18 protein-coding genes are annotated in these 16,640 nt (G+C 53.0%); 12 read left to right on the top strand and 6 right to left on the bottom strand.

From position 1 onward, the window contains the following. Positions 1-15: 15 nt before the first annotated feature. On the top strand, positions 16-420 hold the full coding sequence (locus tag DI14_RS02915; RefSeq protein WP_034805014.1) for a MerR family transcriptional regulator: 405 nt from the start codon (positions 16-18) through the stop codon (positions 418-420). A gap of 46 nt (positions 421-466) precedes the next feature. Continuing rightward, positions 467-1,807 (top strand): type I glutamate--ammonia ligase, encoded by a 1,341-nt coding sequence (gene glnA / locus DI14_RS02910; protein WP_034805011.1) that lies wholly within the window; start codon positions 467-469, stop codon positions 1,805-1,807. Between the two features lie 91 nt (positions 1,808-1,898). On the opposite strand, the gene DI14_RS02905 is transcribed toward glnA, so the two are convergent. Both DI14_RS02905 and lexA read right to left on the bottom strand, forming a co-directional pair. Continuing rightward, a complete protein-coding gene (locus DI14_RS02905; protein WP_034805008.1) occupies positions 1,899-2,339 on the bottom strand; it encodes a metal-binding protein in 441 nt (146 codons plus the stop codon). After that, on the bottom strand, positions 2,339-2,959 hold the full coding sequence (gene lexA / locus DI14_RS02900; RefSeq protein ID WP_034805005.1) for a transcriptional repressor LexA: 621 nt from the start codon (positions 2,957-2,959) through the stop codon (positions 2,339-2,341). Before lexA ends, DI14_RS02905 begins: the two co-directional genes overlap by 1 nt. Positions 2,960-3,163: 204 nt before the next feature. Here lexA and DI14_RS02895 point away from each other — a divergent pair, with 204 nt between their 5' ends. The 7 genes from DI14_RS02895 to DI14_RS02865 all read left to right on the top strand — a co-directional run bounded on the left by DI14_RS02895 (position 3,164) and on the right by DI14_RS02865 (position 10,593). Next, positions 3,164-3,397 (top strand): hypothetical protein, encoded by a 234-nt coding sequence (locus DI14_RS02895; RefSeq protein WP_034805002.1) that lies wholly within the window; start codon positions 3,164-3,166, stop codon positions 3,395-3,397. A 72-nt stretch (positions 3,398-3,469) separates the two neighbouring features. Next, positions 3,470-4,114 carry a recombinase family protein gene (locus DI14_RS02890; RefSeq protein WP_034805000.1) on the top strand — a complete coding sequence of 215 codons (645 nt, stop codon included), beginning with the start codon at positions 3,470-3,472 and terminating at the stop codon, positions 4,112-4,114. 60 nt (positions 4,115-4,174) lie between these two features. Continuing rightward, entirely contained in the window at positions 4,175-4,408 is a 234-nt protein-coding gene (locus DI14_RS02885) for a DUF896 domain-containing protein (protein WP_034804998.1), read from the top strand. Positions 4,409-4,606: 198 nt separating this feature from the next. Then, a complete protein-coding gene (gene tkt, locus DI14_RS02880) occupies positions 4,607-6,598 on the top strand; it encodes a transketolase (RefSeq protein WP_034804996.1) in 1,992 nt (663 codons plus the stop codon). Positions 6,599-6,726: 128 nt separating this feature from the next. Beyond that, positions 6,727-6,960, top strand: coding sequence for a YneF family protein (locus DI14_RS02875; protein ID WP_024372458.1), 234 nt, complete (start codon positions 6,727-6,729; stop codon positions 6,958-6,960). 125 nt (positions 6,961-7,085) lie between these two features. Then, the gene (locus DI14_RS02870; protein WP_034804994.1) at positions 7,086-8,840 is read left to right on the top strand and encodes an ABC transporter transmembrane domain-containing protein; all 1,755 of its coding nucleotides are present in this window, start codon (positions 7,086-7,088) and stop codon (positions 8,838-8,840) included. Then, on the top strand, positions 8,830-10,593 hold the full coding sequence (locus tag DI14_RS02865; RefSeq protein WP_034804992.1) for an ABC transporter ATP-binding protein: 1,764 nt from the start codon (positions 8,830-8,832) through the stop codon (positions 10,591-10,593). The genes DI14_RS02870 and DI14_RS02865 overlap by 11 nt, the downstream gene beginning before the upstream one ends. Positions 10,594-10,670: 77 nt before the next feature. Here the strand turns inward: DI14_RS02865 and DI14_RS02860 are convergent, their stop codons facing one another. Beyond that, positions 10,671-10,853 (bottom strand): aspartyl-phosphate phosphatase Spo0E family protein, encoded by a 183-nt coding sequence (locus DI14_RS02860; RefSeq protein WP_034804990.1) that lies wholly within the window; start codon positions 10,851-10,853, stop codon positions 10,671-10,673. A gap of 191 nt (positions 10,854-11,044) precedes the next feature. On the opposite strand from DI14_RS02860, the gene DI14_RS02855 reads away from it, so the two are divergent. Both DI14_RS02855 and DI14_RS02850 read left to right on the top strand, forming a co-directional pair. Continuing rightward, complete coding sequence (locus DI14_RS02855; RefSeq protein WP_034804988.1) at positions 11,045-11,743, top strand: cytochrome c biogenesis CcdA family protein; 699 nt, start codon at positions 11,045-11,047, stop codon at positions 11,741-11,743. Positions 11,744-11,762: 19 nt separating this feature from the next. Next, the gene (locus DI14_RS02850) at positions 11,763-12,215 is read left to right on the top strand and encodes a CcdC family protein (RefSeq protein ID WP_034805147.1); all 453 of its coding nucleotides are present in this window, start codon (positions 11,763-11,765) and stop codon (positions 12,213-12,215) included. A gap of 36 nt (positions 12,216-12,251) precedes the next feature. On the opposite strand, the gene DI14_RS02845 is transcribed toward DI14_RS02850, so the two are convergent. The 3 genes from DI14_RS02845 to DI14_RS02835 form a co-directional block, all read right to left on the bottom strand. After that, entirely contained in the window at positions 12,252-13,811 is a 1,560-nt protein-coding gene (locus DI14_RS02845) for a cation acetate symporter (protein ID WP_034804986.1), read from the bottom strand. Beyond that, on the bottom strand, positions 13,808-14,137 hold the full coding sequence (locus DI14_RS02840) for a DUF485 domain-containing protein (protein ID WP_034804984.1): 330 nt from the start codon (positions 14,135-14,137) through the stop codon (positions 13,808-13,810). The genes DI14_RS02845 and DI14_RS02840 overlap by 4 nt, the downstream gene beginning before the upstream one ends. 259 nt (positions 14,138-14,396) lie before the next feature. Beyond that, positions 14,397-14,828 carry a DUF2621 family protein gene (locus tag DI14_RS02835; protein ID WP_034804980.1) on the bottom strand — a complete coding sequence of 144 codons (432 nt, stop codon included), beginning with the start codon at positions 14,826-14,828 and terminating at the stop codon, positions 14,397-14,399. 173 nt (positions 14,829-15,001) lie between these two features. On the opposite strand from DI14_RS02835, the gene DI14_RS02830 reads away from it, so the two are divergent. Beyond that, entirely contained in the window at positions 15,002-16,597 is a 1,596-nt protein-coding gene (locus DI14_RS02830) for a peptide chain release factor 3 (RefSeq protein WP_034804977.1), read from the top strand. Positions 16,598-16,640 lie beyond the last annotated feature (43 nt).

The raw sequence follows: 16,640 nt of genomic DNA, 5'->3' as shown, positions 1-16,640 counted from the left end.
AAGGAGGGGTAAGGGATGGCCGATCAATTTCGTCGCTCCAACCCGTTGTTTCCGATTGGAATCGTCCAAGATTTAACGCAACTGACAGGTAGGCAGATTCGGTATTATGAAGAACAGGGTCTGATTTCGCCTAGTCGGACGGAATCGAAACGACGACTTTATTCCTTCAATGATGTCGAACGTCTACTCGCGATCAAGGACTTCATCGACCAAGGGTTCAACTTGGCGGCGATTCGCCACATGTTGGACAATGAAGAGCCGAAAGAGGCGGAAGCTTCCGCCGCACCGGCACCGGTCAGTGATGCGCCGAAAATCTCGGAAAAAGAATTGCATCAACTGTTAAAGACACAACTGCAAGAAGCCGGACGCTTCAATAAGACATCGCTCATCCAAGGTGAGCTTTCGCGCTTTTATCGCTGACGGCAACACATCAACCATTACACAATGTGAGAGGGGACATTTCACCATGGCCAGAAAAACGTTCACAAAAGAAGACATTAAACGGATCGCACAAGAAGAGGACGTACGCTTTATTCGTCTTCAATTCACAGACATCCTCGGAACAATCAAAAACGTCGAGGTGCCAATCAGCCAATTGGACAAAGCACTCGACAACAAGATGATGTTCGACGGTTCTTCAATCGAAGGTTTCGTCCGCATCGAGGAGTCAGACATGTACCTTTATCCAGACCTTAACACGTGGGTTGTCTTCCCGTGGACAGATGGCAGCGGAAAAGTCGCCCGCTTGATTTGTGATATTTATAACCCAGACGGCACACCGTTCAGCGGTGACCCGCGCGGTACGCTCAAACGCAACCTTGAGCACATGCAAAAGCTTGGCTTCACGGCGTTCAACGTCGGTCCTGAGCCAGAGTTCTTCCTCTTCAAAAAGGATTTGAACGGTCAACCGACGCTCGAATTGAACGACCAAGGCGGCTACTTCGACTTGGCGCCGGTCGACCTCGGTGAGAACTGCCGTAAAGAGATCGTCATCGAGCTTGAGAACATGGGCTTTGAAATCGAAGCGTCACACCACGAAGTCGCACCAGGGCAACACGAGATCGACTTCAAATATGCGGATGCCGTGACGACAGCCGATAACATCCAAACGTTCAAGCTCGTCGTCAAGACGATTGCGGCGAAGTACGGTCTTCACGCGACATTCATGCCGAAGCCGCTCTTCGGCGTCAACGGTTCAGGGATGCACGCGAACATGTCGCTCTTCAAAGGCGACACGAACGTCTTCTACGATCCGAACGGCGAAATGGAGCTTTCAGACACGGCCCGCGCCTTCACGGCGGGAATCCTCGAGCACGCTCGTGCGTTCACGGCCATCTGTAACCCGACGGTCAACTCGTACAAGCGTCTCGTCCCAGGTTACGAAGCACCTTGCTACGTAGCGTGGAGCGCCCGCAACCGTTCACCACTCGTTCGTGTCCCGGCGGCCCGTGGCCTCTCGACGCGTATCGAAGTACGTTCGGTCGACCCGGCGGCGAACCCGTACCTCGCGCTTTCGTCACTCTTGGCTTCTGGCCTCGACGGAATCGAGAAAGATTTGGTTGCTCCAAAACCAATCGACAGCAACATCTACGTGATGGACAAGCCTGAGCGTGTCGCGAACGGAATCGATGATCTTCCAGCGACGCTCTTCGACGCACTCGAAGTACTTCGTGGCGACAAAGTCGTCATGGATTCACTCGGCGAGCATATCGGCGAACATTTCCTCGAATTGAAAGAGATCGAGTGGGACATGTTCCGTATGCAAGTGACAGAGTGGGAACGCGATCAGTATATGACGCTCTACTAATCCAAGCAAAAAAGCGCTCGTGCCTTCTTCGGAAAGCATGGGCGCTTTTTTTGCGCGTTTAAAAGGACGTCCCCGAGTGGAGACGTCCTGATTAGAACGCACGTTTGAAAAACGTGGACGTATAGTCGAGTGTCGTATGTAACGTCGTCGCGAACGTGAGCCCGAGGAAGAACGACAAGCCGAACTCGTCGAGCCAGGCGATCGCCGCCGTCTCGTACGGCGTGAAAGTGAGCAGAATGACAAGCGGGAAACCGAGATAGATGACGCGAATCAAGTCGCTCAGTACCGGTAAGTGCGAAAACAACGACCGGTGCGGCATGAGTTTCACGTAAGGCAACCAAAATCCACGGAGCGGCCCCCAACGGAAATAGGCGTCCGATTTCAAATCGAGGTCCGGGGAGAGCCAGAGCGTCCCGACGATCGCGCCGAGAAGGAGGGCGAGCGGGACATCGAGTTCAATAAAAGGCGTGGCAATCGCTAAAGCTCCGATTGCCACGAAATTCGTACGCGTATGCGTCTTACCACTCGCCATTAATGAATCGTCCGGTATACACCGATGACCTTCCCTAAAATCGACACGTTATCAAAATACATCGCCTCGAGCTCGTCGTTCTCTGGTTGCAGTCTGATTTTCGAAGCTTCTTTATAGATGCGTTTGACGGTCGCCTCGCCTTCGTCGGTCATCGCGACGACAATCTCTCCATTGTCAGCTGTGCTTTGTTGACGCACGAGCACCCGGTCTCCATCTAAGATTCCGGCGTTCACCATCGAATCTCCTGAGACAGAAAGCATATAGACGTTATCGGCGCCGACCATGTGTGTCGGGAGCGGGAAATGTTCTTCCACGTTCTCGATTGCAGTGATCGGTGTACCGGCCGTGACTTTTCCGATGACCGGGACGTACGTGACGGCCTCATGGTCTTCGATGACGACCGTGTCATCGCTCAAAATCTCGATTGCCCGCGGTTTCGTCTTGTCACGGCGGATAAGGCCGCGCTTTTCAAGACGGTCCAAATGACCGTGCACCGTCGAGCTCGATGCCAAACCGACGGCTTCGCCGATTTCACGGACCGAAGGCGGATAACCTTTGGCACGGACCTCGTCTTTTATAAAATCAAGTATCTGCTGTTGTCTTGCTGACATTTTTTTCAATGGAAGTCACCTCGATTATGTCGAATATCCTGCGAACGCATCCTATTCTTTATGGTCTAAGTTTAACATAGAACACATGAGCGCACAAACATTCGTTCGTTTTTTTAGCTTGACCGAACAGAAGTTCCTGTTTTATGATGAGAACAGATAAACGAACAAACGTTCTTGGGAACGTGTATTCCTATGATACGGAGGCGAAATATAATGAGAGATACAGTGAATGGAATCATCTTAGTCGGGATGTTGGTATTAGGGATGTTCGCATTTTATATGGTCGGCGAAATGAGACAAGTGGACGTGGCGGCACCAGCCGTCGAAGACACGCGCAGTATCGAGGCGGAAGTCGCCAAGACGGAAGCGGAGACGCTTGAAGCGCGAATCATCGCTGAACGGGCTGAAAAGAATGAACGGAAGACGACCTGGTTCGCCTCGGAATAATCGTTTCTGTTTGCGAAACGACCCCGTTCCTGTGTATCGTAGAAAGGGAATGGAAAGAAAGGGAGTGACGAGATGCGAGTCGTCATTTATTGTCGCGTATCGACGAACAAGGCGGCGCAAGAGACGTCTCTCGATCGCCAAGTCGACGAATTGACGCGGATGGCGCGTCGGCTCGAGGCCGACGTCGTCGATGTCATCACCGAACAAGAGAGCGGATACGAAGTGAACCGTGGCGGGCTCCTCGACTTACTCGAACACGTATCCGCCTCGAACCTCGACGCCGTCCTCGTGACCGACGATAGCCGTCTCGGGCGAGGGAACGCTAAAATCGCGATTTTGCACACGCTCATGAAGCATGACGTTCGGCTCTTGACGATGCAATCACCAGACGAATATATCGTATCCGATGCCGAGAAGATGGTGCTCGAGATTGTGAGCGTCGTCGAGGAGTATCAGCGGAAAATCCATAACGCCAAAATCTCACGCGGGATGCGCCGGGCCGTCGCGAACGGGTTCAACCCACAGCGAAACATTCAGCACCACGACCAAGGCGGTCGGAGCCGCATCGAAGTGCCGATTGAGGAGATCGTCCAGCTACGCGAACGAGGCCTGACGTTCGCCGAAATCGCGGCCACGTTGCGCGGGTTCGGTTACGAAGTGTCGAAAGCGACCGTGAACCGGCGTTACCTCGAGCACGTCTCAGGATTGAAAACTTGATTCCTCGCCGCTGATTTTGTACAGTAGAAGAACAAATTCAGTAGAGAGGGGGCGAGCCTGATGCTAGCACCTGAACAGTTAGAACGAATCAATTTCCTCGCCAACAAAGCGAAGACAGACGGTCTGTCACAACAAGAGATGGACGAGCAACAAGCGCTTCGTCAGCAATATTTGAAAGCGTTCCGACAATCGTTCAAGTCCCAGATGATGGGCATGAAGGTGGTCGATCCGGAAGGAAACGACGTGACGCCACAAAAACTAAAAGAAGAGCAAGATCGACAACGCTCCGAGTGACTTCGAATGCACATCCTATTTCATATAGGATGTGCATGTTTGTTATACACGAACAAGGATAAGGTTCGACGATTGACGGGTAAACAAAGCGAAGGAAGTAAACGATTTCAATCAATGTGTTATACTAATTAATTAGTTGTGACACACGAATGAGTGTGCTAAAATATGACGGGTAGAAACTTTGTAACAACAGAGAGGATGAAATTAGTGGAAACAACTACTAAAGAATTATTAGCGATTAACTCGATTCGGACGCTCTCGATTGATGCGGTCCAAAAAGCGAACTCTGGTCACCCGGGTATGCCGATGGGTGCGGCTCCGATGGCGTTCACGCTTTGGACAGATAAGATGCGTCACAACCCGAAAAACCCGAACTGGTTCAACCGCGACCGGTTCGTGCTTTCAGCGGGACACGGTTCGATGCTCTTGTACTCGCTCCTTCACTTATCTGGTTACGACCTTTCACTCGACGATCTCAAATCGTTCCGTCAAATGGATTCGAAGACGCCTGGACACCCAGAGTACCGTCACACGGCCGGTGTCGACGCGACGACTGGACCGCTCGGCCAAGGGATTGCCATGGCAGTCGGGATGGCGATGGCAGAGAAACATTTGGAAGCGACATACAACCGTGATGAGTTCAAAGTGGTTGACCACTTCACATACGGGATTTGCGGAGACGGTGACTTGATGGAAGGCGTGTCGGCAGAAGCTGCCTCACTCGCTGGTCACTTGAAGCTCGGCAAGCTCGTCGTCCTTTATGATTCAAACGACATCTCACTCGACGGTGACCTTCACAAGTCGTTCTCGGAGAGCGTCGAAGACCGTTTCAACGCATACGGCTGGCAAGTCATCCGTGTCGAGGACGGAACGGACATCGACACGATCGCGAAGGCGATCGATGAAGCGAAAGCGGAGACGTCGAAACCGACGCTCATCGAAGTGAAAACGGTCATCGGCTTCGGTTCACCGAACAAGTCAGGGAAATCGGCGTCGCACGGCGCACCACTCGGCGAAGCCGAAATCGAGCTCACGAAACAGTTCTACAAGTGGGAAGGCGAGAACTTCTACGTGCCGACTGAAGTGTATGACTTGTTCAACGAGAAAGTCATCGAGCCGGGCGCGAAGTATGAGTCGGACTGGAACGAACTCGTCGAAGCTTACAAATCGGCTCATCCAGAGCTCGGTGCCCAATTCGAGCGTGCGATGAACAACGAACTCCCAGAAGGTTGGGACAGCGAGTTGCCGACGTTTGAAATCGGCTCGAAGAAAGCGACACGTCAGACGAGCGGAGAAGTATTGAACGCGATTGCGAAAGTCGTTCCGACGCTCTTCGGTGGGTCGGCTGACCTCGCCGGTTCGAACAACTCGATGATTAAAGGTGCGGCGGACTTCGACGAAGATCCGGCTGGTCGCAACATCTGGTTCGGTGTCCGTGAGTTCGCGATGGCAGCTGCCGTCAACGGCATGGCCCTCCACGGTGGCGTCCTTCCTTACGGCGCGACGTTCTTCGTCTTCTCAGACTACCTCCGTCCAGCGGTCCGTTTGGCTGCCCTCATGGGTCTCCCGTCGACGTTCATCTTGACGCACGATTCGATTGCGGTCGGTGAAGATGGTCCGACACACGAACCGGTCGAGCACTTGATGAGCTTCCGCGCGATGCCGAACGTTTCAGTTCTCCGCCCAGCGGATGGGAAAGAGACGATCGCGGCTTGGAAACAGGCGGTGACGACGACATCGACACCATCACTTCTCGTCTTGACGCGTCAGGCGCTTCCTGAGCTTGAAGGGACGTCAGTCGAGCAGGCGGCGAAAGGTGCATACGTCGTCGCGGGCGACTCGAACGGGGCGGACGTGCTTCTCCTCGGTACGGGTTCTGAAGTCCACGTCCTCGTCGAAGCGCGCGAACAACTCGCTTCAGAAGGCGTGAACGCGGCTGTCGTGTCGATGCCTTCTTGGGAATTGTTCGAAGCACAATCGGCTGAATACAAAGAGTCTGTCCTTCCGTCATCTGTGACGAAGCGCGTCTCGCTCGAAGCGGGATCGACGCTCGGATGGTACAAATACGTCGGCTTCGGCGGTAAAGTACTCGGAATCGACAAGTTCGGGGCCTCGGCTCCTGGCGACCTCCTCATGAAGGAGTATGGCATGTCGGTCGAGAACGTCGTCGACGCTGTCAAATCGCTTTAAATCAAGAACCGTCGTGATGTCATCCGTTTCTGGAGGGCATCACGATTTTTTTTCTGACGACTAGCGAATTAGCGTAATATAGTGTATAGTAAAAAACGATGTTTCATATGGTAGAGGAGGTAAAAACCTTGAGTACATTGTTCTGGATTCTTATCGTCGTAGCAGCACTCATCGGAGGTATCGCGATCGGTTTCTTCATCGCTCGTAAATACATGATGAACTACCTCGAACAAAACCCGCCAATCAATGAAGACATGATTCGCACGTTGATGATGCAGATGGGTCAAAAACCGTCACAGAAGAAAGTCAACCAAGTGATGCGTGCCATGAACGTTCAAATGAAGAACGAAAAGAAATCATAATGTTTGTGTTTGAGACACTCCGCCATCGCGGAGTGTTTTTTCGTACCCATATTTTGTTAGACAATCGAACAAACTTTCGCTACCATAAATGAATAGTCTTATTTCAAGATAAGGGGGCGATTCACATTCGTGTATTTAAACAATTATCATGGTTTTTCAAGCTTGAATGGCGAACGTATGCGCTCGGGATCGTGCTGCTCATGTTCGTCGCCGCACTCGAGCTCGTACCGCCACGCATCATCGGCCGCATCGTCGACGAGATGAACGAAGGGTCGCTTGAGCGAAACCTATTATGGCTCCTCCTCGGTGGACTCGCAGCCGTCGGGATTGGCAACTATGTCGCGCGCTTCTTCTGGCGCTACTTCATCTTCGGTGCCTCGATTCGGCTCGGGCGATTGCTCCGGAGCCAGCTCTATCGACATTTCACCGATTTGGATCAACGGTTTTATAAGAAGTCCCGTGTCGGCGATTTGATGGCCCACGCGACGAACGACGTGCAAGCCGTCTCGATGACGGCCGGTGCCGGGATTTTGACGCTCGTCGACAGTGTGACGATGGGGACGTTCGTCATCATCACGATGGTGACGACGATCAGTTGGAAGTTGACGGTCGTCGCGCTCTTACCGCTACCAATTATGGTCGCCTTGACGACACGTTACGGAAAGTTACTACATAGCCGCTTCGGCGTCGCGCAGGCGGCGTTCTCGGAGCTAAACGACAAAGTCCAAGAGAGCGTCAGTGGCGTCCGTGTCTTAAAGTCGACCGGGGAAGTCGGGCGTGACGTTGATTCGTTCGAGACGCTCTCGGACGAGGTCATGTCAAAGAACGTCCGCGTCGCCAAAATCGACGCCCTGTATGACCCGACCATCTTCGGTATCGTGGGGTTATCGTATATCCTCTCGATCGGTTACGGCGCATACTTGATTGAACAAGGCGAACTGACAATCGGACAAATCGTCAGCTTCACCGCTTACCTCAGTTTACTCACGTGGCCGATGCTCGCCTTCGGCTGGCTATTCAACATCGTCGAACGTGGTCGCGCTTCATACGACCGAATCGAGCGTATGCTCGCCGTCAAACCTGAGATTCAAGACGATCCGGTCGCGGCGACGAAGCTCGCGCACTCGGAGGTTGAGGCGGACATCCGTTCGTTCGCCTATGACGAACATGCCGTCCTTACAGACGTCTCGTTCCGGCTCGAACGTGGGAAGACGCTCGGCGTGGTCGGTCGGACCGGTTCCGGGAAGACGACGCTCGTCCGTCTGTTGACGCGTGAGTACGATGTGAGCGAAGGGAAAGTCAAAATCGGGGGCATCAACATCCGACAAGTGCAGAAACAGGTCCTGCTCGAGCGGGTCGCGCTCGTCCCGCAAGACCATTTCTTATTCTCAGACTCGATCGCAAGCAACATCGCGTTCGGTCGCCCGGACGCAAAAATGGATGAAATCATGGAGGCGGCGAAAATCGCAGAGGTCCATGACGACATCATGCGCCTCCCGGACGGATATGCGACGCTTGTCGGGGAACGCGGCGTCACGCTGTCTGGCGGACAGAAGCAGCGTATCTCAATCGCGCGGGCGCTCATGGTCGAGGCGGACGTGCTCATCCTCGATGATGCGTTATCTGCCGTCGATGCGAAGACAGAGGAAGCGATTATCGACCATTTTCGAACCGGCAATCCGGATCAATCGCGTCTCATTGTGGCGCATCGACTGTCGGCCGTCGAACATGCGGACGAGATTCTCGTCCTCGAAGCAGGACGCGTCATCCAAAGGGGGAGTCACGCCGACTTGATTCGACAAGACGGTTGGTATAAAGACACGTATGATCGTCAACAGCTCGAGGCGATTGTAGAAGGAGGTGGCCATCATGAAGCATGATATTCAGGAATGGGCGGTCATCAAGCGGCTACTTGGCTATACGAAACGGTATGGTCGACCGCTCGGCCTCGCGTTCGTCTTCCTGTTGCTCGCGACAGGCGCGAAGCTCGCCGGACCTTTTTTAATCAAGGTGTTCATCGATGAGTTCGTCACGCCGGGCGTCTATCCGACGAACTGGGTCGTCACACTTTTCGTCGTCTATATGGTGCTCCACGTGTCGGCGATCGTATTCGATTATTTGCAGTCCATCTCGTTTCAAAAGATTGCGCTTAAGATCGTCCAAAACATCCGAATCGACATTTTCAAACATGTGATGGGAATGCGTCTCGCCTACTTCGACCGGACCCCGGCCGGCGTGCTCGTCTCCCGGATCACGAATGACACGGAAGCCGTCAAAGAGTTGTACGTCGGTGTCATGAGTACGTTCGTTCAGTCAGGGGTGCAGTTGCTCGGGACGTACATTTTCCTTTACATCCTCGAGCCGACGCTCGCGACGATGGGGCTCGTGCTCGTCCCGTTGTTTTGGCTCATCATCTGGGCGTACCGCCGATACTCGACGAAGTATTTCGCGCAAGTGCGCGATTTGTTGTCTCAATTGAACGCCCAATTGAACGAGTCGATTAACGGCATGGGCATCGTGCAACAGTTCCGTCAAGAAGAGCGGTTGATTCGCCAGTTTGAAGAGACGAACGAAGCGCATCAAGAGGCGCGTTACCGCAACTTGAAGCTCGATAGCATGTTGCTGCGCCCGATCATCGAACTGCTGCTCGCCTTCTCGATTATCGGTCTGCTCGGCTACTACGGTGTCTTGTCGACGACCGAACAAGTCCAAGTCGGGGTCGTCTATGCGTTCATCAGCTATATCGAGCGTATCTTCCGCCCGGTGCTCGATATTATGCAACGGTTGAGCGAGTTCCAACAGGCCGTCGTCTCGGCCGACCGCGTCTTCAAGATTCTCGACACGGACGAGCCGGCCCCTGGGAAGAGGCTTCCGGGAGAAGCGGAAGTCGCCTCGGGAGAGGTCCGCTTCGACAACGTCACGTTCAGTTATGACGGCGAAGTCGACGTGCTGAAGAACATCTCGTTTGTCGCGAAGCCAGGGGAAACGGTCGCGCTCGTCGGCCACACCGGCAGCGGAAAGAGCTCGATCATCAACTTGCTGACGCGGTTCTATCCGTATCAATCCGGTCAAATCACGATTGATGGGCAACCGATTGAACAGTTTGAAGAGGCGGAACTACGGGACAAGGTCGGCCTCGTCCTTCAAGACCCGTTCTTGTTCACGGGGACGATTGAAGACAACTTGAAGCTGTTCAATCCTTCGATTGATTCGGACCGGGTGCGCGAGGCGGCCGAATTCGTCCAAGCCCACACGTTCATCGAAAAACTAGATGCCGGCTACGGTCATCAAGTCGGAGAACGCGGGGCGACGTTCTCGAGCGGGGAGCGGCAGTTACTCGCTTTCGCCCGCACTGTCGCGCGGGACCCGAAAATCCTCATCCTGGATGAGGCGACGAGTTCGATCGATACGGAAACGGAAGAACGCGTCCAACTCGCGCTCGACCGGATGCGTCGCGGACGCACGACAATCGCGATCGCCCACCGACTCTCGACAATTCAAGATGCGGATTTGATTCTCGTCTTACATCGAGGGGAAATCGTCGAGCGAGGCAACCATCAGGCGCTGCTCCGCCAGGACGGACTCTACAAGAAGATGTACGAGTTACAGTCCGGTCAACGTCTGATGTCATAAAATTGAAAAGATACCGTTTGGCGTATCGAGTTTCCAAAAAAAGCTCGTCCCTCATGTCGAGGGACGAGCTGTTGTGTTCAACGAATCAATTGTTCTTCCGGGTGTTTCAATAGGACGTGCCGTGTAATCAACGTATCTAATTCCTGGCTGATATGAATCACTTCAGGAGACGTCCAACTGTGTTGCGACGCGATTTCGTATAGTTCATCGCGTTTTTGTTCAATGGCATGGTGTAAGTTTTCAGCTGTGATGACCGCCACTTTGTTTCCCCCATCGTTATAAAATAGAAACTGGCATACTTGAATATCCAAATGTTAGCATCTAACTCTACGTATGACAAGTTTCATTTCCATGTCAAACATTACAAAAAAAGTGACGCTTACCACAAACAAAAGATACGAGCATTTTGAAAAGGTTTTCGCTATAATGGGGCTGAAAGGTGGAAGATCGCATGGAAGTCACTCTATGGCTCGCTTTTGGGGCGGGCGTCTTATCATTTTTATCTCCGTGTACACTCCCGCTTTATCCCGTCTTCTTGTCTTATATTACCGGAGTATCGGTCTCTGACTTGAAGAATGAAGGATTGCGGCAACGGAAAGCTTGGTTTCATACATTCGCGTTTTTGTTCGGGTTCTCGATCGTCTTCCTCGTCCTCGGACTATCAACCTCACTGATCGCCGACGTCTTTATCCAGTATAAGGACAGCTTGCGCATGTTCGGCGCCATCCTCATCTTCGTATTCGGTGTCTTTTTGGCGGGGATTTGGCAACCGAGCTTCATGATGCGGGAGAAAAAGCTGTCGCTCGGGGAACGGAAGAGCGGTTATTTCGGTACGGTCTTGATTGGAATCGGTTTTGCGGCAGGGTGGACACCGTGCACAGGACCGATCCTCGCCGGGGTCATCGCGCTCGCGGCATCGAATCCGAGTCAAGGGATGGGCTATATGCTCGCTTACGTCATCGGCTTCGCGATTCCGTTCCTCATCATGGCCGGTTTTGTCGGGAAGATTAAGTATTTGGCAAGAAACAGCGCGACCGTCGCCAAATTCGGCGGCTATCTCATGATGGCGTTCGGCGTCTTGTTATATTTTGATGGTATGAACCGATTCGCTGCGTGGATGAGCGAACTCGTCGGCTTCACCGGATTTTAAAGGGGTTGACCATATGTCGATATTTTGGGGATCGACCATCGTCGCGTTGCTCATGGGGCTCGTCGCAAGTTTCGTTCGGGTCAAAGCCTCGGCCTATCCGACGAACGCGAAGAAGATTTTAATCCCGCCACTCGCGATGTCGACCGGGATGCTCCAATTTCTAGTTCCCGCTTTTCGGCTCACGTGGCTCGAGGTCGGAGAGGCGCTTCTCGTCGGTTTGATTTTTAGTGTGTTCCTCATCAAGACGTCAAACTTCGAGAAACGGGACGGGGAAGTCTATCTTTCCCGTTCGAAAGCCTTCTTCATCGTCGTCTTCGTCCTGCTCGCCATCCGGACCGCGATGAAGGCGTTCATCGGGGCGGAAGTGAACATCTTTGCGACCGGGGGGCTGTTTTACTTAATCGCCTGGGGCATGATCGTGCCGTGGCGAATCGCGATGTATCAAAAGTACAAACAGATCATGGCCACATGAAAAGCGTACCTGATGAGCGAATCAGGTACGCTTCTTTTAATCTACTTTCGAGGCGGCAGCTTCCGTCTCGGCATCGATGCCGGTGTTCGCCTTTACGAGAATCCGTTCATAGTTCCCGATCGCTTCGTCTGACTTGGTCAAATACGTCCCGACAATGGCAGCGAGGAAGCCGAGCGGAATCGAGACGATCCCCGGGTTCGTGAGCGGGAAGAGCGCTTCGCCGATAAAGATAGCGGAGCCGTCTGGCGCCCAAATGTTCGGACTGATGGCGACGAGGAACAAGGAAGAGAACAAGCCGACGACCATCCCGAAGATGGCACCACCCGTGTTGAACCGTCGCCAGAAAATCGTGAAGAGGATGACCGGCAAGTTCGCACTCGCCGCGACAGCGAACGCGAGCGAGACGAGGAACGCCACGTTCATCGACTGGGCGAAGAAAGCGAGGCCCATCGACACGACGGCGACGGCGACCGAAGCGATGCGAGCCGCAGCCACTTGTTCTTTCTCCGTCGCTTCGCCTTTACGGATAATATGACCGTAAAAATCGTGGGCGAACGCGGAGGCGGCCGATAAGACGAGACCGGCGACGACAGCGAGGATCGTCGCGAAGGCGATCGCGGCGACGAAGGCGAACAATAAGTCTCCGCCGAGCACTTGTGCAAGGAGCGGAGCGGCCATATTTCCGGCCGGATTGGCAGCGATGATGGCGTCAGACCCGACGAAGGCGGCGGCACCAAAACCAAGGAAAATGGTCAATATGTAAAACGCGCCGATGACCCACGTCGCATAGACGACCGATTGACGCGCGGTCGGTGCATCTTTGACCGTAAAGAAACGGATCAAAATATGCGGGAGACCGGCCGTCCCGAGGACGAGCGCCAAGTTGAGCGAAATCGTATCGAGCGGTAGTTTGAATTTGTTGCCCGGATTCAAGAAGCTCTCACCGAGCGGGGTCGCCTTGCTCACTTCCGAGAACATCTTGAAGACGGAGAAGTCGAACTTGGCGAAAACGAGGAACGAGATGATGGCCGTCCCGATCATCAAGAGGACCGCCTTCGTAATTTGAACCCACGACGTGGCCGTCATCCCACCGAAGACAACGTACACCGTCATCAAAATTCCGACGACGACGACGCTCGTCGTGTAAGGGATGCCGAGCAATAGCTCGATGAGCGCACCGGCGCCGACAAGTTGGGCAATCATGTAAAAAATGGAGATGACGATGGCGTTCATCGCGGCGACGCCGCGGACGCGCGGCTTATTGAAGCGAGCGGCAATCATGTCGGCCATCGTGTATTTCCCTAGGTTTCGAAGCGGCTCGGCGACGAGATATAAGACGACGAGGTAGGCGACGAGAAACCCGATTGAATAGAAGAATCCGTCGAAGCCGGCGAGGGCAATCATTCCGGCAATACCGAGGAACGAGGCGGCCGACATATAGTCCCCGGCGATGGCGAGACCGTTTTGAAAACCGGTCAGTCCGCCGTCGGCCGTATAAAAGTCGCTGGCCGTCTTCGTTTTGCGGGCGGCAAAAAATGTGATGACGAGCGTCAATCCGACAATGGCGAGAAACAAGAGTACGGCAGTCAAGTTCATCGTGTTTCCTCCTGCTTAATTTGTTCGACGAGCTCATCGAAGCGACGGGCGCGTCGGCTGTAGAGGACGCAGAACGTCCATGTCATGAAGAACTGGGCGAAGGCGAGTACCCACGCCCATGTGATGTACCCGGCGACTTGATTGTTTAAAAATGTAAAATAACTCGTCGAAACCGGTAACGTAAAATAAAAGATAAGTGAGAAAATAATCGATGGGAGAATGAAGCGGTTCTTCTCCCGCATGAGTTGAATGAACGTCGGACTCTCGACGATCGCCTCAGCAGAACGGCTACTCTCAGTCTGGGTTGCTTGCGTGACGTCATGCATAAGTGTACCTCCTTCATATTCGAGATACGTACATTATAGAAACGAGAATAAAGGAAAAGCTATCCATTTTTTCACTACTGAAATCCAAACGTTATACTAATATTGGTCATACCAATTTATTGTAAGCGTTTTCAATATTGTCTAAATGTTGAACGTTATTCCGTAATAATTAATGCGTGGAAAAATAGTTCTTTAGACTTACTAGTCGTATGACACAATTTACAAACGATGCCATACAAAAAGTCCTCGAAATCGAGGACTACTGTTGAAAATAATGTTTGTATCTCGTCCAATCGATCTGTTCTTGCTCGAGCGCTTTCTTTAAAAACTTGTGGTCGCGTTTCGGTGTCGCGGCGATGTAGCCTTTCACGACGAGTTCGGTCGTCATCTCGTTCGCCCGCGATTCGAGCGCGAACTGTCCGATTTTACCGGCGATTTTCCGAATCGCGACGTCACGGAACAGTTCCGGCACCGGCGTGACGAGCCGGTCCAACAGTGTGCGCGTCTCTGGCGTCCACATGTGCCGGGTGCGGTCGATATAATCGTCTTCGATATCGAGCAGGGACAGCCCGTCCTCTTTTGGCATTCGCTTTAAAAATTTGCGGAACATGAAAAATCCGCCGATGGACATTAAGCCGATCATCACGAAACCCCAAAAGACAATGAAATACATGACCAGACTTTCTGGCATCGTCTTTCCCCCGTTCTATTTACAGTCATTCAAGCTTAGTATACAAAAAACTGTTCGATTGCAAAAGTATCCGCTTTGACTCAGGATGGACGAACCGGGCACATTTCGTTAGAATAGATAGCGTTGCAAAATGAACGAATCAGGAACGTCTTGAATCAGAAAGGATCACATATATGAGCCAATTGAAACACGAAGTAGAAAAACGTCGGATCTTCGGTATCATCTCCCACCCGGATGCCGGTAAGACGACTTTAACAGAAAAACTGCTCCTACACGGAGGGGCCATCCGTGAAGCGGGGACGGTCAAGGCCCGCAAGAACTCAAAACACGCCAAATCCGACTGGATGGAAATCGAGAAGCAGCGTGGCATCTCGGTCACATCTTCGGTCATGCAATTTGTCTATCAGGACAAAGTTGTCTCGATCATGGATACGCCGGGGCATAACGATTTCGGTGAGGACACGTATCGCGTTTTGACGTCGGTCGACAGCGCCGTCATGGTCATCGATGCCGCGAAGGGGATTGAGACGCAGACGAAGAAACTGTTCCAAGTTTGCCGCATGCGTGGAATCCCAATCTTTACGTTCATGAACAAACTCGACCGCCAGGCGAAAGATCCGCTCGAGTTGATGGAAGAACTAGAAGAAGTACTCGGTATGCCTTCAGTCGCCGTCACTTGGCCGATCGGTAGCGGGATGCAGTTCGAAGGGGTGTATGACCGCATCAAGAACGAAGTGCATTTGTTCCGAGGCGACAAGTCGACGCTCACGCTAAACGAAGACGGTGTGAACGACCCGGTGCTCGCCGACTATTTGACGGAAGAGAACTTGACGAACTTACGTGATGAGATTGACCTGTTAGACGGTGCCGGCAACGAGATTGACGTCGAGGCGATTCAACACGGGAAATTGACACCGGTCTTCTTCGGGACGGCCCTCGTCGATTTCGGTGTCACGTCGTTCCTTAACCACTACCTCGACATGTCACCGGCGCCAGAAGCACGCAAATCGAACGTCGGTCCAATCGACCCGACGTCAGAAGAGTTCAGTGGTTTCGTCTTCAAAATCCAGGCGAACATGAACCCGGCCCACCGTGACCGTATCGCGTTCGTGCGCATCTGTTCGGGTGTGTTCGAGCGGGGCATGGATGTGACGCTTACGCGGACGGGCAAGAAAATCAAGCTCAGTCAATCGACACAGCTCATGGCGAACGACCGGGAAACGGTCGACAAAGCGTTCGCCGGAGACGTCATCGGGATTTACGATTCGGGCACGTATCAAATCGGGGACACGATCACGACGGCGAAGCAAAAGATTGCGTTCGAGGCGTTGCCGACGTTCCCGCCAGAGCTGTTCATGCGTGTGTCGCCAATCAACTCCCTCAAGTCGAAGCACTTCCACAAAGGGGTCGAGCAGCTCGCGCAAGAAGGTGCGATTCAGGTGTATCGCAACGAATATAACGAGATTTACCTCGGTGCGGTCGGCCAACTCCAATTCGAAGTGTTCGAGTACCGCTTGAATAACGAGTATGGTGTCGACATCCGCATGGAGCCGGTCTCTTACAGTGTCGCACGTTGGGTGAAGGACAAGGAGTTGAAGGCGCTCAAGCCGTTCCAGGACTCACGTAACATGCTCGTGACGGACCGCTGGGAACGACCGGTGTTCTTGTTTGCCAATGAATTCACGTTCGACCGCTTCAAAGAGCGTTACGAAGACGAACTCACGCTCGTCGATGCGCTCGACGTGAATGCGGAAATCGGTGTAGAGTAAGTTCGGCTGTCAAAGCGATTCCGTTATGGAGTCGCTTTTTTCA

The sequence above is a fragment of the Exiguobacterium sp. AB2 genome (assembly GCF_000696055.1).
Taxonomy (GTDB): Bacteria; Bacillota; Bacilli; order Exiguobacteriales; family Exiguobacteriaceae; genus Exiguobacterium; species Exiguobacterium alkaliphilum.
Note: the sequence above shows the minus strand (reverse complement) of the source record. Positions and strands in the feature narration are given on the sequence as shown.

What these genes read in the sequence shown, in the direction of transcription:
- DI14_RS02855 (WP_034804988.1), top strand. Translation starts at nt 11,045, where the DNA reads ATGGAAGTCACTCTATGGCTCGCTTTTGGGGCGGGCGTCTTATCATTT.
- DI14_RS02890 (WP_034805000.1), top strand. Translation starts at nt 3,470, where the DNA reads ATGCGAGTCGTCATTTATTGTCGCGTATCGACGAACAAGGCGGCGCAA.
- DI14_RS02885 (WP_034804998.1), top strand. Translation starts at nt 4,175, where the DNA reads ATGCTAGCACCTGAACAGTTAGAACGAATCAATTTCCTCGCCAACAAA.
- DI14_RS02835 (WP_034804980.1), bottom strand. Translation starts at nt 14,828, where the DNA reads ATGCCAGAAAGTCTGGTCATGTATTTCATTGTCTTTTGGGGTTTCGTG.
- glnA (WP_034805011.1), top strand. Translation starts at nt 467, where the DNA reads ATGGCCAGAAAAACGTTCACAAAAGAAGACATTAAACGGATCGCACAA.
- DI14_RS02865 (WP_034804992.1), top strand. Translation starts at nt 8,830, where the DNA reads ATGAAGCATGATATTCAGGAATGGGCGGTCATCAAGCGGCTACTTGGC.
- DI14_RS02915 (WP_034805014.1), top strand. Translation starts at nt 16, where the DNA reads ATGGCCGATCAATTTCGTCGCTCCAACCCGTTGTTTCCGATTGGAATC.
- DI14_RS02905 (WP_034805008.1), bottom strand. Translation starts at nt 2,339, where the DNA reads ATGGCGAGTGGTAAGACGCATACGCGTACGAATTTCGTGGCAATCGGA.
- DI14_RS02895 (WP_034805002.1), top strand. Translation starts at nt 3,164, where the DNA reads ATGAGAGATACAGTGAATGGAATCATCTTAGTCGGGATGTTGGTATTA.
- DI14_RS02840 (WP_034804984.1), bottom strand. Translation starts at nt 14,137, where the DNA reads ATGCATGACGTCACGCAAGCAACCCAGACTGAGAGTAGCCGTTCTGCT.
- DI14_RS02845 (WP_034804986.1), bottom strand. Translation starts at nt 13,811, where the DNA reads ATGAACTTGACTGCCGTACTCTTGTTTCTCGCCATTGTCGGATTGACG.
- DI14_RS02830 (WP_034804977.1), top strand. Translation starts at nt 15,002, where the DNA reads ATGAGCCAATTGAAACACGAAGTAGAAAAACGTCGGATCTTCGGTATC.
- tkt (WP_034804996.1), top strand. Translation starts at nt 4,607, where the DNA reads ATGAAATTAGTGGAAACAACTACTAAAGAATTATTAGCGATTAACTCG.